The organism is Botrimarina colliarenosi, from assembly GCF_007859955.1.
In the GTDB taxonomy this organism is placed as follows: Bacteria; Planctomycetota; Planctomycetia; order Pirellulales; family Lacipirellulaceae; genus Botrimarina; species Botrimarina colliarenosi.
The window spans coordinates 203,274-220,138 of sequence record NZ_SJPR01000002.1 but is presented as its reverse complement, the minus strand read 5'-3'; the positions used below and the strand labels follow the sequence as shown (position 1 = coordinate 220,138).

Sequence of the window (16,865 nt, the reverse complement as noted above, 5' to 3'; positions counted from 1 at the left end):
GCGATCTCCAAAAGGATTATGCGAGGCGCGAGCCGCTCGGGCGGCTACTCCGTCCGAGCCGCCAGATCGTGTTCGGCTTGCTTCAGGTCGTAACCCGCCGCCGACAGGCGATTGTTGATACGGCCCTTGTACTTGCCGAACCAGCCGTGCTTCTCCTTCGACGAGCCGCCGTCCATCGCGTACTCGCGCGCTTCGAGCAGGTTCGCGAGGATCATCCGCTTCAACTCGGGGGAAAGGCCCGGCAGAAGCCGCTGGTAGGCCGCGTAGGTGATCGGCACGACGCCGTAGGTCATCCCGTCCTTGACGCGTTCGACGCCTTCGGCGGGCAACTCGGCGGACAACGCCGCGACAAAATGTCGATGGCGTTCGACGATGACTAGCGAGCAGGCGTCCCGCGCCGCCTGCTTATCCGAGGCGCCCGACTCGATCGCCGCGTCACGCTCCGCATGGGCGTCATGCAGGGCGACGTAATGGTCGGCGATTAGCGTCACGACCCGCTCACGCTGCGCGTCGTTAGTCAGTTCCAACGCCTCGACGATGCGACTGGCTCGACTAACGACGGTCTGTCGATAGGCGTCCTCAGGCGTCGGAGTGTCGGCCGCTGCCGGGCGCGAGTCGCAGCAAAGCCACGCCGCGGCGCCCATCAGACCGACCAACCCGACCCTTCGATAAGTCGAAGACCACATCGATCAAGCCCCCCGACGGCGGCAAGACGCCGCCAAGGCCGTGAGGGTCGCCAGTAGCAGGGCGGTCGGCTCAGGAACCGCAGCGCTGAGAGCGGCCGCGGCCGGGGTCGTCGAGCCGTAGTTGTCCTTCCACTGCGTGTACTGCGCGGGGCCGATCGTGCCGCCGGTCAAGTCGTTCGGCAGCGTGCCGGCGGCGGCGCCTTCATTGTCACGCCAGACGGTGTAGTCCGCCGCGTTGACGATCCCGTCGTTGTTGTAGTCGCCCGTAACGAGGCTATCGACAACGGCGGTCACGCCGAGCAAGCCGGTGCCGGTGAGGAACGAGGTCTCGAACTGAGCCCCCGAACCGATGGCGCCGTAGGTCCCCATCGGCTTCGACGCGCCGTCGAGAAACAGAGCCCCGATCGTGTCGGTGCCAGCAAAGCTCAGGTCGAAGATTGCGCCCGCGTCGATCGAAACGTCGGCCGCGTCGGCGAGGAACGAGTTGGTGATGCTCAGCACGCCGCTCTCGATCGTTGTATCACCGGTGTAGGTGTTGGCCCCCTGGAGGATCCACTTGCCGGCGCCGGTCTTGTCGAGGTTAACGACGTTGGTCGGCGAGTCGGCGATGATCGGCTTGAGCACGTTGTTGCCGGTGTTGCTGCCGGTCAGCGTGAACGTCCGTGCGACGTCGATAAACGTCAATGTCGAGGGCGTGGCGCCGAAGTTGACGAACGGCCCGAGGGGATCGCTGAACTGGACACGCGTCGGACTCTGGATCCCCGTGATCGTGATCGTCATGTCGTCGTCGCTCGCACTCTCCGTCAAAAAGTTGCCAGCGATCTGCATACCGGGGACGAGATCGCTCGTATCGGCAATGTTGTAGGCAACGGATGTACTCGCAGGCGTGGTCCCCGTTTCGAAGCCGAAGGCGGGGCCGCTTGTCACGCCCGACCTCGCCTCGGCGGTGTCGATCGTTAATGCCCCAGCGTTGCTGAAGACGAGCGCCCCCGATCCCGATGCGTCGAGGGTGGCGCCGCGGGTGCCGATTGTGAAGAGGCGGTCGGTCGTCGTCGCGGCGCCTTCGTACCGGAGCGTGCCTCCCTGCAGGTGCAGGTTGGCCGCAGCACTGCTAGATGACCCGATGCCGCTCGCCACGCCACCATTCGCGAGCGAGGTCACGGTCAAGGTGCTGCCGTTGTACTGCCCACCCGCTGGCACGCCGCCATCCACCGCAGCGGCGTCTTGGTTGGTGTTCATCGACCGGCCTTGGATGCGGGTGCCGCCGGTGTAGTTATTCGTCGCCGTGATCCGCACGCCGCCGAGACCTTGACGATCTTCAAAGTCGTGGCCGTTCATCACGACCAGAGAGTTCGCCCCGGTCAGCTGATTCGCGTTCGGCAGGGTGATCACGCCGGCGCCGCCGCCGAGACGATACGTCGCGTTGGCGGGGGTGATTGTCCCGGTGTAAGTCATGCCCTGCTCGGGAGCGGCGACCGACATGTCGGCCGCGTTGGCGAGGTTGCCGGTGGTGAAGTTGAGGTTGGTCGCCGACTCCGACGCCGTAAGCATCAAGCCACCGGAGGCGAAGTCGTCGGTCCGCTTCAGGTCGCCTTGCAGCGTCAACGGCGCTTGCGCTCGGCTGTTGAAGCGTTGCAGGAAGGAAGCGCTGTCCGGACCGGTAACCGTGCCGTTATCAAGGCCGATGGCTCCGCCGGTCGACTTCAGCGCGATCGTCTGCCCAAGCTCGGCTACGCCCGCGAGGTGGAGATTCCCCCCCTGGATATACGTAAAGCCGCTGTACGAGCTGAGATTCGGCGTCCCCTGGACACTCCCCTGAAGATAGACGGCGCCGGTGCCCCGCTTGCCGAACGAACGCTGCACCGCTTCGCCGTCGGCGTGGTCACGGAGCGCACCGGTGACAACCGTTTTGCCCGAGCCGTCAAAGAAGTACTGCGTGTCGCTGCCGGGGATGGCGCCCGTATCGGGCGGGGTCTGATCGTCGGCGTACTGGGTGCCGGTGAGGAAGAACGTTTTGCCCTCCGGCAAGAGGTTGATCCAACCCCGTGCGTTCGTCTGGGCTACATCGCCCGCCCAAGTCAGGCTGTGCTCGCCCTTAATCGTCACATACTGTGCCAACTGCATGTTGTTGGCGATCACGCGATTGTCGTTGTCAGATACGAGGTTGGTGCCAAGCGAATTCGTTGCGGTGATCTGCCTGACCGTCCCGGTTCCGAAGGCAGCGTCATTTGCGACTGTGAGGGTCACCTTTCCTTGACGGAAGCCGCCAGTAAAGGTGTTGGCTCGACTGATAACCGCCGAACTGCTCGACGAAGAACCGGGACGCGGGCCAATTTGGAGACTGCCCGTCCCCGAGATGACGCCTTCGAGTAATAGGGTTCCCTTCGATTCAGTGCTCGAGTTGAAAGCGAAGTCGATCGGATTGCTTTCTGCCGCGGTGAAGACGTCATCGACCACCATATCGCTCGTGAGCGTCAGCGTGCGGCCGGCCGCCTCCATGTTGAGGCTAGCGCCAGCTTCCGTGCCGCCAAAGGTGATTGGTCCGCTGATCAGCAAGTCGTTCTTGGTGGTTCGATCACCGTATGAGCCGACATCGACAGGCTCCGTGAAGTAGATGGGCGCCGAGATGATGTTCGTCGATCCGGGAACGCCATCACTAACGATGAGCGGGCGGCCGAAGTTGTAGGCCGGGATGACATTGTCTGGGTCGGTGTTGTCGTTACTTTCATTATTCTCAAAGACCAGCCGCCCACCCGGTTGCGCCGAAACCGTCGTCGTCACGGCGCCGGCGGTTCCGCCGAGGCGCAGGCCCGCGACTGTCACGTCGGTAGCGCCGACATCTAGGTTGAGATTGCCGCCCAGGGCGACCGAGAGGTTGGCCCCAACCACGTCGGAAATTACCACCATGTTTGAATCGACCCGCCCCGGATCATCCGGGAATGCCGGCGTGCTCCAGTTGGCGTTGACCTGCCAAGACTGCGCGCCGGTCAACGCGGCGTTCCAGTCGGACTCGAGGATCTGTGCCGGCGCCGCCGCGGTCGCCAGACATCCACCGATTACCGCAAAGACGAACAGAAGTCGGCGCTGATTCATGGGGGGTTTGCCTGATTGCATGCTCGAAGAGCTTTGTGAGAAGGGGACTCCGCTGAGAACGTCTTGCAGAGAACGTCCCTATGCCATTAATTCTATCCACGCCGGCGATTCCTCGACGGGTCTTGGCGGGCTCATTTCAAGACAAGTCGTCGGGCGCAAAAAAACCGGGGCCCCCACTTCAGCAAAGTGGGGGCCCCGGGCGATTATCAGAGCGTGAGTCCGTCGAAATACCGGTGGACTAGCTGCGGCGACGGGCGCCGGCAAAACCGGCCAACGCAACGAGGCTCAGAACGGCGGTCGTCGGCTCAGGAACCTGGACCAACAGCAGCGACGGCGAGAACGCCCCGGTGCTGTTGTCGGTGCCGAAGAGGTTGCCGATGTTGCCGTTGCCGTCGCCGGCGTCGTAGCTGTCGCCGTTGAGAGTCACCTGTTCCTTCGGATTGAACAGGTAGTTGAAGTTGATCCAGTTATTGAACTGGGCGAAGAACGGGCTGCCATCGTGCAGCGTGTGGGCGACGATCGTGACTTCGGTCGCGCCACCCGCGATCGCGTTCGAGACGTAGGTGTCGAGGTTGGCGCTAGCGAAGGTCAACGCGCCACCGATCGGGAGGTGGTTCTGCGTGCCCATCGGCTCGAACGTCTGGGTCCCGAGGAACGTCAGGCTCGAGTTGAGGTCACGGGTTCCGATGTTCGCGTCGCCGGGGAAGTCGATTCCGGGGGCGTTGGCGTACGTAATCGTGCTCTCGTCCCACGTCAGGGTGGTGTCGAGGCCGTAGAAAGCGAGCCCGGTGCGGAAGTTCGAGTTCGGAGTGATGTAGTCGGCGACGCGCGACGAGTTGAGGTTGCTGTTCCGGTAGGTCATCCGGAACGCTGTCTTGCCGTCGTCCGGCATGATGTGGTCGGTAAGATCGATCTTAACGTAGATCAGGCTGTTGCGGTCGCTACCGTCGGCGCCGTCACCGGCGGGGGCGGCATTCTTAATGCGCGAGGCGATCTCGGTGCTACTGCCGCGGTTCTGATCGAAAGCTGACTCACGGACTTCGGCGTCGGCGCCGTTGCCGTAGTTGGTCGGCACCCAAACCGGGGCGGCCGTGGCGGTGGCGCAGAGCGCTCCCGCGAAGAGGAGGGAGAACAAACGTGTGCAACTCATGAGGTCACTCCGCAAAAAAGAAAGACGTGAACAGGACTTTATGGTGACAAGACCGCCGTACTGCGAGGAGCGACTCGCACGATCCGGCAGAGCCAGTCTAGTGCAGACCGCTCCGAGTTCGAAGGAGCCACTCGCTTGCTTGATCCGGAAAACTCACCGGAACACCCCCCACTCTAACTGGCACGGTCTCGATTCTGCGCGGTTTGACAGCCCTATTTTAAGACAGCGTGCTCGCGCCCTAAATGCTTCGCCAGCAAGCAGATGCGACGAGCTGGATCGCGCTTCGGACGAGGAATCCCGCCGCGGTGTCTCGAATCAGGCCCGCTAGCACTCCCGGCGGATGCTGGCGTGAGCAACCCGGTGGAAACCGGCTGAGAGCCAACCTCCGAGCCGTGCTTCGCTCACGTCCGCCACCCATGGCGTGGACCGAGCGGGTGCCGAGGCGACCACCCAGCGATTCTTCCGTCAGTTCGCAATATGGTTCAAATAGTCCTCAAGGTTGGTGTAGCCGTCTCCATCCGGGTCGGTGGCGGCGTCGCCCGGATCGGCGGGGTCCAACCCGTGGGCGGACTCCCACTCGCCCGGCAAGCCATCGCCGTCGGCGTCCCAGTCGGCCGAGCGGTGGACTTCGGGGTAGTCGTCCCAGCCGCCGACGTCCTCCTGTGAGTCGGGCAGTCCGGGCAACCCGCTGACGCTCCCCTTGTAGGTTGTCTTCCCGGTGCGGACCTCTTGGAGGACCCGCTGGTCATGGGCGTCGAGCGACGGAACGTTGCAGCCGACGTCGGCCAGGACATCCTCATACGCGACGTCGGCCGACTCGGTGGAGACGTGCGACGGGAAAAACGGCTCGTCGGAAAAGAACGTCGACAACGGCTCGCCTTTCGGCTCAACGACCCCGGCGTAGCGGTCGTCGGCGGGGCCGTACCGCCCTTCCATGACGTTCCCCTCGGCGTAGTAATCTTGCGGACCAAAGACGTGTGTCCACTCCCGTTCTGGCTTCAGGACATGGAACACCCGGGTCGCGGGGCCGGGCTTGTAGTAGTTGTTGACGAACTGCACCTGCTTGGCGCCGCCATCGGTGGTGCGGTGCTCCCAGTTGAAGACCACGTTGTTCCGTAGGTCGAGACGCCCGGCGTGGCGATTCGCCTGGTTGGTTCCGCCGGCGAGGCTCCAGTTGCGGCCCGCACAGTGCGCCAGCAGGTTGTGGTGGAAGCTGCCGATGTCGCCGCCGATGCTCGCGGCGAAGCCGTGCGACTTCCCTTTCGCGTACTTCTTGTGGCCGGCAATATTCAGCGCTTCGGAGATCAGCGTCCGCTGTAGCGTGATATTCTTGGCGCCGCGCGAGCTGAAGGACTCGTCTTGGGTCCAGCTGATTGAGCAGTGATCGACGATGGCGTTGTCGCAGCTCGCTAGCCCCATCCCGTCGAGCGTCTTGCCCGACGTGTCGCCGGGTCGGACGCGGAGATACCGCAGGACGAGGTCGTTGGCGCCCAGCGCCCCGAGGTTGTAGTTCGAGACGCAGACGCCCTCACCGGGGGCGGTCTGACCGGCAATCGTGAGCGCGTCGTTACGGATGATCAGCCGGCTTTCCAGCACGATCCGGCCCGCGACATCGAAGACCACGGTCCGTGGCCCGTCGGCCTCAACCGCGGCGCGGAGGCTCCCCGGACCCGAGTCGTCGAGATTAGTGACGTGCAGCACGCGCCCGCCGCGGCCGCCCCGGGCGAAGCGGCCGTACCCCTCGGCGCCGGGAAAGGCGAGATGACGGACGCGGAACGTCCAGACGTCGCCTTGAATGACTTCGTCGCCCGCTAGCACCGCATCGACCCGCCATGCGTAGTGCTGCAGGCTGTCTTTCGCAGCGACCGACACCGTCGCGGTGGGCTCGGACCTCTCTCCATGAAATCCGTCACCCTGGAACGAGGCCGACTCGGCCTGGCTCACCGCGTCGGCGGCATTGCGGCTCTTCGCTAGGTAGACGCGGTACGCCTTGGCGCCATCCACCGGCCTCCAGGCGAGCGTCACCTGCCCCGACTCGCCGTCGACGTGACCCTCGCCGTCGGCCGGCTGCGGCTTGGCTGCTCGCAGAGCCGGATCGGGACGATCGATCTCAATAGCGTTCAGCACGATCGACCTCTCCGGCGCGGTCAGGCGGAGCGTGACGGGCTGGCCCGCCGTGCTGCTGAACTCGACGTAGGCAGCGGGCATCTTGGCGTCATCGTCGGCGTCAATCGATGGCGACGCTTCAGCGGCCGAGCCGGGTCCGGCTAGTCGCTGGGTCGCCGGTTCGCCACTTTGTTGGTTGTGGAAAGTCGCCAGGCTGTGCCGGCCGGGCGGAAGCCCGCTAAGCACGATCTCGATCGCGTCGCCAGCACAATGAACGCCGTCGCTGGCGAGCGTCGCGCCGTCGGCGAGCCGCGGCTTATGGAGAAAACCCTCGAGCGGGGCGCCGACGCCGCGGAGCGTGACGGTCACGTCGCCGACCGTACGCGTTGCCTCGGCCTCCGAGCCGATCTCCCACTCGGGCCACCCGCGGGTTTCGGCGTCGCGACGACCGGTGGCGGCGCTGAGGTCGAAGCGCGGCGGCGTCGCGGCTTGGGCATCGGCCACGAGCAGGGAGAGGGAAGCGGCGGCAAAGAAAGCGATTTTCATAGGGGTTTTCTTAGATGAGAGACGCCGACAGGCGCCGTGGTCATTCCAACAATTCAGCGAGGGGCGGCCGGAGACGGTCGGCCAAAAGTCAGCTTGACGACGGCCGATTCCAAACCGTCCGCCGACGCCGTCACCTGAACGTCGCCGGGCTTGCCTTGGCTACGCACCACGGCCTGCACCCGCCCCGCCGAGGTGGTGAAAGAGTCGCCCGAGTAGGCTTCACCACTGGTCAGATCGGCGCTGCCGACGCCTTGCAGAACGGCCGGACCATCGACGGCGATATGGACGACGCGGTCGTCTGACGGCTGTAGCTTGCCCTCCTCATCGACGATCTCGATGTCGAGAAAGACAAGCCGTTGCTTGTCGGCGTCGGTCGTCTTGCGATCGGCCACCATGGTCAGCCGATCGGCGGGTCCGGCCGTTCGGAGCCGAACCGTCTCTTGTTCGACGCCCTCGGCGTCGAGGCCGATGGTGACCAGATCGCCCGGTTCGTACGGGACTTGGAGTTCCGCGGCAAAGTCGTTGGCGGGGCCCGTGGCTGCTTCGCCGATCAGACGACCGTTCAGCTCGCAGCGGACCCGCGGCCAGCGGCTGGTGATCTGCACGCGCACCGGCGCGCCAGGCTCGACGTTCCAGTTCCAATGCGACGCGGCCGGCTCCATCGACCAGGGGGTGAGCCCCCAGGCGGGCGCCGCCGGGTCGACGACCGCCATGCTCAGCGTTTCGCCCCGCTCCCAGACGATGTTGCGGTGGTGCGAGACGGGCTTGCGATGGCCCAACAGGTCGAGGTCGCCGCAGACGGCGCCCCGGTAGGGGAATTGGTCCGCTTCCCACGGCTTTTTAGGGGTCTCGCCCGGCAGGAAGGGGCGGCCGAGCCCCCCTTCGCCCAGGTAGTCGATCGCCGACCAGACGAAGTCGCCGAGCACGCGGGGGTGCTTCGTGACCACGCGCCAGCTCTCTACCGCCGCGGCGGGGTACGACTCGGTCGCGATCATTAGACGGCTCGGCTTGCGGGCATGGTCGGCCGCCATCGTCGGCGGTTCGTAGTTGTAGCCCGCGATGTCGACCGCCTCGAACAGGGGATCGAGATCGCTGTAGGGGCGTTCGCCGAGTCCGTTGACGCCGAGCATGACCGGCCGGGTGGGATTGAGCGAACGGACCAAGGCGGCCATCTCTTTGGCAAGAGACGGCGTCTCCGGATCGCCCCGCTCGAACATCTCGTTGCCGATGCTCCAGGCGAAGACCGACGGGTGACGCCGGTCGCGACGGACGAAGGCGGCGAGGTCGTCACGCCAGTCGGCGTCGAAGTGGCTGCCGTAGTCGTGGGGCGTTTTGTGCTTGCGCCAGCCGTCAAAAGCCTCGTCGAGGACGAGCATGCCGAGTTCATCACAGGCGTCGAGGAAGGCTTCGGCGGGCGGGTTGTGCGACGTGCGGATCGCGTTGAAGCCGGCCGCCTTCAAGAGCCGCACGCGCCGGCGTTCGGCGTCGTCAAACGACGCGGCGCCCAAAGGCCCATGGTCGTGGTGGACATTCCCGCCAAACAGCTTGACGGGCTCGCCATTGAGCAGCAGCCCGCGGCTCAAATCCGTCTCAAGCGTCCGCAGTCCGCAGCGCTGCGATTGCTCGTCGATCAGCCGCCGCTCGCCATAGGGGTTGACGGAGAAGAGCTCCACCCGCAGGTCGTAGAGGGTTGGCGTCTCGATCGACCACGGACGGGGTGACGCAGCGTCGAGCGTAACGGCGACGTTGTTTGGGCCGTCGGCCGACGCCACTAGGGGTTGCTCGGTCTCGGCAACAACGCCGCCGTCCGGATCGTGGAGCGCGACGCGGGCCACGACATCGACCGGCTCGCCGGCGACATTTTGGACATCGAACGCCACCTTGAGCGTGGCGGCATCGGCGTCGAGCCGCTCGGTGTGGGTCCAGAGGCTGCCTGGCGCAACGGCGACCTGGCTTCCAACCCGTAGCCAAACATGGCGATACAGTCCCGTCCCGCTGTACCAACGGCAATTGGGCTGCGCCGAGTTATCGACTCGTACAGCGACAACGTTCGGCTTATTGAAACGGAACCGATCGGTGATGTCGAAGTCGAAGGGCGTATAGCCGTAAACGTGTTTCCCGAGCGGCTCGCCGTTGAGCCAGACCTGGGTGTCTTGGTAGGCGCCATCAAACTCAAGCCGGAGGACGGCGCCGGGCGGGTGGGGACGCGTTTTGGATGCTTCGAGGCGGAGTGTCCGTCGGTACCAGACGACGCCGCTATCGTGATACCCGCCCGCCCCCCCGGAGGGGGCGTCGGCCGCCGGCTCCTTCGCGATCCCCGCGTCGTGGGGCAGATCGACCTCCCGCCACGAAGTGTCGTCGAAGTCAACCGCTTCCGCGCCGGGCGCGTCGCCGTGGTGGAAACGCCAATCGGCATCGATCAAGCGCCGATCGTCCGCGACCGCTACCGCGGCGAGAGTCATCGAGATCGCGAAGAGTGTCCCTCTCATGCTGCGCATGCCTTGATTCAACACAGCAACGCCCCCTATCGGCAACCAGCAGGCGACGCAAAACAGGGCCCGTATCAGGACGGCGCCTCTCCGAACGGCTCCGCGGCAGGGGTTACGATGGAATGTTTACTACCGTGCGTTCTCACGAAGGCATCCGCTTGCGAAACCATCGATCACGAGCCCTTCGATTGCTTTCGCTACTCGCTGCCTGCGTTCCCAGTGCGATCGGTATCGCGACCCCTGCGCAATCGATCAGCGAGCTCGAACGCCGCTTCGATTCTCCGCCTGAGGACGCCCGCCCGTGGGTCTTTTGGTACTGGCTCAAGGGTCGCGTCAGCGCCGAAGGGATCACCGCGGATCTCGAAGCGATGCGCGAGGCGGGCCTCGGCGGCGCCTACTTGATGCCGATCCAGGGCCCCGACGACCCGCCCGCGTTCGAGCCGCCCGCGACGCAGTTGTCGCCACGTTTCTGGCGGATGGTGCGGCATGCGGCCCGTGAGGCGGACCGCCTTGGTTTGCGTCTCGGTATGCACCTGTGCGACGGCTTCGCGACCGCCGGGGGTCCTTGGGTCACCCCCGAGTTGTCGATGCAGCAGCTGGTTTGGAGCCAAACGCGGGTCACTGGCGGCGCGGGGCGGCGCCTCGACTTGCCGCAGCCCGAGACGCACGAAGACTACTACCGAGACATCGCCACGCTCGCCCTCCCCTGCCCCGCTGGCTACGGGATCGACACCTCAACGAGCAAGCCAAAGGTCGCGACCAGCGATAACGAGCCCGACGCCGATCGCCTCGCTCGCGCCGACAATGCGAAGCGCTACCGCTCGGATCGGCCGTGCTGGATTCGCTACGACTTCGACGAGCCCTTCACCGCCCGCTCGGTGACGGTGACGCCCGACGGGTCGAACTACCAGTGCCAGCGGCTGCTTATTGAAGCGAGTGACGATGGCGTCGACTGGCGAATGGTCGCCCAGCTCGACGCGCCGCGGCACGGCTGGCAGGACGAGGGCCGCCCCGTGACGCACGCCCTGTCGGAAACAACGGCCCGGTCGTTCCGGTTCTCGTGGACGCCAGTCGGCAGCGAGCCGGGCGGCGAGGACCTCGACTCCGCCAAGTGGGCCGCGGTTTTGAAGGTGCAGTCGATTGTCTTGTCGAGCGAGGCATGCCTCCATCAACACCGGGGCAAGAATGGTTCGGTCTGGCGAAAGAGCCCGCCAACGACGGCGTCCCAGGCGCCCGAGCGCCTCTGCACGCCGGTCGCGAAAGTCATTGACGTTTCTCGTCATGTCGACGCCGCGGGCCGTTTGAACTGGGACGCGCCGCCCGGGGAATGGCTGGTGATGCGGTTCGGTCACACGTCGACCGGCAAACGCAACGCCACGGCGGGAGGCGGCATCGGACTCGAATGCGACAAGCTCTCGGATCGGGCTGTCCGCCTCCAGTACGACCATTGGTTTGGTGAAGCCCGCCGCCAGATTGCCGACGAGATTGGCGACACCGCGATGCGGCGCGTGCTCGGGACGCTCCACCTCGATAGCTGGGAGTGCGGCGCCCAGAACTGGACCCCCGACTTCGCGGCCGAGTTTGCCCAACGTCATGGCGAGGATCTCAAGCGTTGGCTGCCAGCAATGGCGGGCTTACCAATCGAGTCGGCCGGCGCCTCGGAGCGGTTCCTGTGGAACGTCAGGGCAACGATTGCTGACTTAGTCGCCGAGCGATTCTATGGCGGGCTCCGTCAGATCGCCGATGAAGAAGGGTTGCGATTTACCGGCGAATGCACCGCGCCGACGATGCCGGGCGACGGGATGCGGCACTTCGCTTATCTCGACGCCCCGATGGGGGAGTTTTGGCTGAACAGCCCGACGCACGACAAACCCACCGACCTCCGCGACGCGATCAGCGCCGCCCATCGCTACGGCAAACAGGTCGTGCAGGCCGAGGCGTTCACCCAGCTGCGGATCGGCTGGGACGAAACGCCCGCCTCGCTCAAGCCGCTCGGGGACCGCGTCCTTGCCGAAGGCGTGAACCGCCTCGTGTTTCATGTCTGGACCCACAATCCTTGGCTCGACCGGAAGCCGGGCCAGACGCTCGGCGGCGTCGGACTCTACTTCCAGCGAGACCAGCCGTGGATCGCCGGCGCGCGGGGCTGGGTCGAGTACCTGGCCCGCTGTCAGGCGGTGCTGCAGGCGGGCGAGCCGGTCGTCGATATCGCCGTCTCGACGGGCGACGATTATCCCCGCCGGGCGCTAACGCCGGACAAGCTCGTCGATCGGGCGCCGGGACTGATGGGGAAAGAGGCTGTCGACCGCCAGCGTCAGCGGCTCGCCAACGAGGGGCAACCCCAGCGCGAGATGCCGGCCGGCGTGCGGGCCTCGGCCAACCTCCCGGACTCCGAGGCGTGGACTGACCCGCTGCGTGGCTACAAGTACGACTCGATCGCTAACCACGCCGGCTCGGCGGTCACCAAGCGATATGCGCTCGTACTAGACGCGGGCGCCCCTGCTTGGACCGAGCCCGACCTCGCCAGCCGAGGCGTCGCGCGTGACTTCCGGGCCAGCGATGACCAGGGCGGGCCTGCCGAGGGCTTCGCCTGGACACATCGCGCGGGCGACGGATGGGATGCCTACTTCGTTTCCAACCAGCGGGACGAATCCCGCGGGGTGCGTCTCTCGTTCCGAGCGACGGGCTCGGCGATGGAAGTTTGGGACCCCAACACGGGGCTTCGGCGACGGATCGCTTACTCGGCAGGCGCTCGAACCGAATGCTTAGCCGACTTTGCGGCGGGACAATCCTTGCTGTTTGTCATCCGCCAGCAGTCCAATGCCGACCGCACGGGGCCGCTAACGGAGTTAAAGCCAATCAACGGCAGCTGGTCGCTATCGCTCAACGCGCTCGTCGGGCCGAAACGGGACGCACGGACGATTGACTCGCTTCGTGACCTGGCTGAGACGCCCGACTTCGCGGATTTCGTCGGTGAAGCGATCTATGCGACCGACTTTCGGCTGGGCGATCTTCCCCCCGAGGGGAGCCGTGCTTGGCTCGACGTGGGACGGGCTAGCGCCTTGGCGGCAGTCCGCCTGAACGGGGTCGATTGCGGCGTCGCATGGACCGCGCCGTGGCGTGTTGACGTGACCGACGCCCTCCGTGTCGGCGACAACGAACTATCGGTCACCACCCCCAGTGTTTGGAAGAACGCCTTGGTCGCCGACCTCGCTAAGCCGGAGGCGGAACGCGTCACCTGGACCTCGGCGCCCGTCAGGCTATCGAAGAGCGCCCCTGCTCCGCTGGGCCTGTTTGGGCCCGTGCGACTCCTTATCGAAACCCCCGAGCCATGATCCGATCTCTCTTCATTGCCTGCTCGCTGTTGATCGTGACTCCCGTGTTGGCGGAAGGCCTGCTGGCGGAAGAGGCGGTGATTGACGACGCCACGATGCAACGCGTCTACGACGAATTGCAGACGCCGCACAAAGTGGGTCGCGTCCTGACGCCGGGAGAGGGCGAGTACTACGATTGCCCCAATGTCTTCCGACACAACGGCCGCTGGTGGATGGTGTTTGTGAGCATTAAGGAGCTCGTCGGCTACGAGACGCGTCTCGCGGTGAGCGACGACTTGCTCCACTGGGAGGTGGTCGGGACGACGCTCGGCTTTCGCGAGGAGGGATGGGATCGCTGGCAGGCGGACGGCAGCATCGCCTTGATGGACCCGGCTTGGGGGGGCTCTTACGAGCTCTCCCAGCACGACGGCAAGTACTGGATGTCGTACTTCGGCGGCGACAAGCAGGGGTACGAGACCGACCCGCTGTCGATCGGCATGGCGTGGTCAGAAGACCCGACCCACGCCGGCGAGTGGAACCGTCTTGTCGAGAACCCCGTCATGCGGCCGGGCGACGACGACGCCCGCGACTTTGAGCGGGCGACCCTCTACAAGAGCCATATCTTCCGCGACCCGGCCGAATCGCTCGGGGCGCCCTTCGTGATGTTCTACAACGGCAAGCAGAAGGGGGGCTGGGTCGAGCGGATCGGCGTCGCCGTGTCGGACGACCTAGTTCACTGGCGGCGCGACGGCGAAGGGCCCGTCATCGACAACGGCAAGGGAATCTCGGGCGACCCTCAGTTGATCCGCATGGACGATCTCTGGGTGATGCCTTACTTCGGCGCCGGCTGGAAGCCCCGGGCGTTTGACACGTTTGCCGTGTCGCGTGACTTGATGCACTGGACGAAGTGGGAAGGCCCCCACCTGATCGAGCCGACCGAAGCGTTCGACGAGACGTTCGCCCACAAGCCGTGGATGATCAAGCATAATGGCGTCGTCTACCACTTTTACTGTTCGGTCGGAGAAGGCGTACGCGCCATCGCGCTGGCGACCTCCGAGGAGCTGAGTGCTAAGTGAGAATGTTGAGCAATCGAATGGCGGGCGCGCTCGCCATCGCTTTTTTTGCGGCAGTCCTCCCGGCCGAGGCCGAGGAGGGACGCGTCCTGCGCTTCGACGCCCCGGCAGAACGCTTCACCGAGTCGTGCGTCCTCGGCAACGGGCGCCTAGGGGCGATGGTTTTCGGCGGCGTTGCGGACGAACGGATTGTCCTCAACGAGTCGGGCATGTGGTCCGGCTCGCCGCAGGACGCCGACCGACCTAACGCGTCGGACTCGCTCCCCGAGATCCGCCGCCTGCTGCTGGCGGGCGAGAACCGGGCGGCCGAGGCCTTAGTCAATCGTACCTTCACCTGCGCCGGCGCCGGCTCGGGCCTCGGCCACGGCAAGAGCGTCCCTTACGGCTGCTACCAGACGCTCGGCGATTTGAGAATTCACGTACGTCACGATGAAGAAGCGATAGACGGCTACGGCCGTGAACTCAAACTCGCCGAAGCGGTCGCGACGGTTGAATACGAGATCGGTGGCATCCGCTTCCGCCGCGAGACGTTCGTCTCGGCGCCCGACGAAGCGATCGTCGTCCGGTTTACCGCGGACCAGCCCGGGAAGGTCTCGCTCGCAGCCGAACTGAAGCGGCCGGAGCGCGCGACGGTCGTCGCCCACGGCGCCGACATGCTCGAGATGCACGGGCAGCTTGAAGATGGCCGCGGCGGTGACCAAGGGGTCCGCTACGCGGCCCGACTCGCCGCCGTGGCGTCCGACGGTCGAGTCGCTGTCATCGCCGACAAGCTCACTGTTCGTGACGCCGATGAAGTCGTCCTCTTGGTGACGTCCGCTACCGACATCCAGTCGTTCGCCAGTCGCCGGATTGCCGACGCCCGGACCGCCGCGGCTGACGAGCTCGCCAAAGCGCGTGGCCGCACGCACCAAGAGCTCCTCGACCGCCATCTCGCGGCGCACCGGGCCCGCTTTGGACGTGTCACGCTCCGCGTCGATGACGGATCGGCGCCCACTGGCGACGCCCCGCTCGCCCAGCGACTCGACCCGGTCACGCCGGCCAACGCCGACCTAGTCGCCACGCTGTTCGATTATGGGCGTTACCTGCTGATCGGTTCGTCGCGTCCCGACGGTTTCCCCGCCAACTTGCAGGGCATCTGGGCTGAGAAGTTGGACACCCCGTGGAACGCCGACTGGCATGCGAACGTCAACATCCAGATGAACTACTGGCCCGCCGACCCGTGCGCGTTGGGCGACCTCTTCGAACCGTTCGTCGCCTTGGTCGAGTCGCTCGTCGAACCGGGCCATCGGACCGCCAAGGCGTACTACGACTCGCGGGGCTGGGTCGCCCACTTGTTGCTGAACCCTTGGGGATTCACGTCACCCGGCGAGTCGGCGAGCTGGGGTTCGACCCCCACCTGCTCTGCTTGGATGTGCCAGGGCGTCTGGGACCACTACCTCTTCACGGGCGACAAACAGTACCTGGCCCGCATCTACCCGATGCTCCGCGGGTCGGCGGCGTTCTACGCCGACATGTTGATCGAAGAGCCCGAGCACGGCTGGCTCGTCACGGCACCATCGAATTCGCCCGAAAACGCCTTTCTTGACGATCAGGGCAAATCGGTCCACACCGCGATGGGGCCGGCGATGGACCAGCAGCTGCTCCGCTACTTGTTCGATGCGGTGATCGTCTCGGCCGAACTGCTTGGCAACGACGACCCCCTCGTTGCGGAACTCGCCGACAAGCGGGACCGACTCGCACCGACACAGATCGGCGCGGATGGCCGGGTGATGGAGTGGCTCCGCGAGCGGCAAGAGGCCGATCCGACGCACCGGCACGTTTCGCATCTTTGGGGCCTCTATCCGGGCTTCGAGATCGACCGCTATGAGACGCCCGACTTCGCCGAGGCAGCGCGCCGCTCGCTCGAAGGACGCGGCGACGGCGGAACCGGGTGGGCCATCGCCTACAAGGCGTGCCTCTGGGCCCGGTTGGGAGACGGCGACCACACGTTGCGGCTACTCCAACGGCTGCTACGCCCGACCAACGCGAAGGGAATCGAGTACGAACGCTGGGCCGGCGGCGTCTACCCGAACCTGCTGGTGGCGCACCCGCCATTCCAGATCGACGGCAATTTCGGCGCAACGGCCGCCGTCGCCGAAATGCTTGTGCAAAGTAAGTACGACCTGCCGGACGGAGAATCGGCCACGAGCCTCACGCTGTTGCCGGCGCTGCCGACCTCGTGGCGTGAGGGCGAGGTGAAGGGCCTCCGCGCGCGGGGCGGCGTTGAGGTGGACCTTGCTTGGACCGAGGGCCGGTTGAAGTCCGCGACGCTTACCAGCCATTGGGCGCCCGCCGCCAACGTCCGCATTGGCGATCGCCTTGTTACCGTTGCGCTTCCGCTAGGCGTGCCGACGACTGTCCCGATGGATTAA

Annotated in this window: 8 protein-coding genes; 3 read left to right on the top strand and 5 right to left on the bottom strand. The window is 65.6% G+C overall.

The genetic code is table 11. The features are described from left to right. Window positions 1–44: 44 nt before the first annotated feature. The 5 genes from Pla108_RS08920 to Pla108_RS08900 form a co-directional block, all read right to left on the bottom strand. Entirely contained in the window at window positions 45–686 is a 642-nt protein-coding gene (locus Pla108_RS08920; protein WP_146444591.1) for a DUF3826 domain-containing protein, read from the bottom strand. A gap of 3 nt (window positions 687–689) precedes the next feature. Next, entirely contained in the window at window positions 690–3,779 is a 3,090-nt protein-coding gene (locus tag Pla108_RS08915; RefSeq protein WP_197526417.1) for a beta strand repeat-containing protein, read from the bottom strand. A 238-nt stretch (window positions 3,780–4,017) separates the two neighbouring features. Beyond that, the gene (locus tag Pla108_RS08910; RefSeq protein WP_146444589.1) at window positions 4,018–4,929 is read right to left on the bottom strand and encodes a PEP-CTERM sorting domain-containing protein; all 912 of its coding nucleotides are present in this window, start codon (window positions 4,927–4,929) and stop codon (window positions 4,018–4,020) included. A 465-nt stretch (window positions 4,930–5,394) separates the two neighbouring features. Beyond that, a complete protein-coding gene (locus Pla108_RS08905) occupies window positions 5,395–7,581 on the bottom strand; it encodes a pectate lyase family protein (protein ID WP_146444588.1) in 2,187 nt (728 codons plus the stop codon). 53 nt (window positions 7,582–7,634) lie between these two features. Beyond that, entirely contained in the window at window positions 7,635–10,070 is a 2,436-nt protein-coding gene (locus Pla108_RS08900) for a glycoside hydrolase family 2 TIM barrel-domain containing protein (protein WP_197526416.1), read from the bottom strand. A 188-nt stretch (window positions 10,071–10,258) separates the two neighbouring features. Between Pla108_RS08900 and Pla108_RS08895 the strand changes: the two genes are divergently transcribed. The 3 genes from Pla108_RS08895 to Pla108_RS08885 are packed head-to-tail and all read left to right on the top strand — an operon-like array spanning window position 10,259 to window position 16,865. Continuing rightward, a complete protein-coding gene (locus tag Pla108_RS08895; RefSeq protein WP_197526415.1) occupies window positions 10,259–13,402 on the top strand; it encodes a glycosyl hydrolase in 3,144 nt (1,047 codons plus the stop codon). Then, complete coding sequence (locus Pla108_RS08890; RefSeq protein WP_146444585.1) at window positions 13,399–14,457, top strand: glycosylase; 1,059 nt, start codon at window positions 13,399–13,401, stop codon at window positions 14,455–14,457. Before Pla108_RS08895 ends, Pla108_RS08890 begins: the two co-directional genes overlap by 4 nt. A gap of 2 nt (window positions 14,458–14,459) precedes the next feature. Then, window positions 14,460–16,865 (top strand): glycoside hydrolase family 95 protein, encoded by a 2,406-nt coding sequence (locus tag Pla108_RS08885; protein WP_146444584.1) that lies wholly within the window; start codon window positions 14,460–14,462, stop codon window positions 16,863–16,865.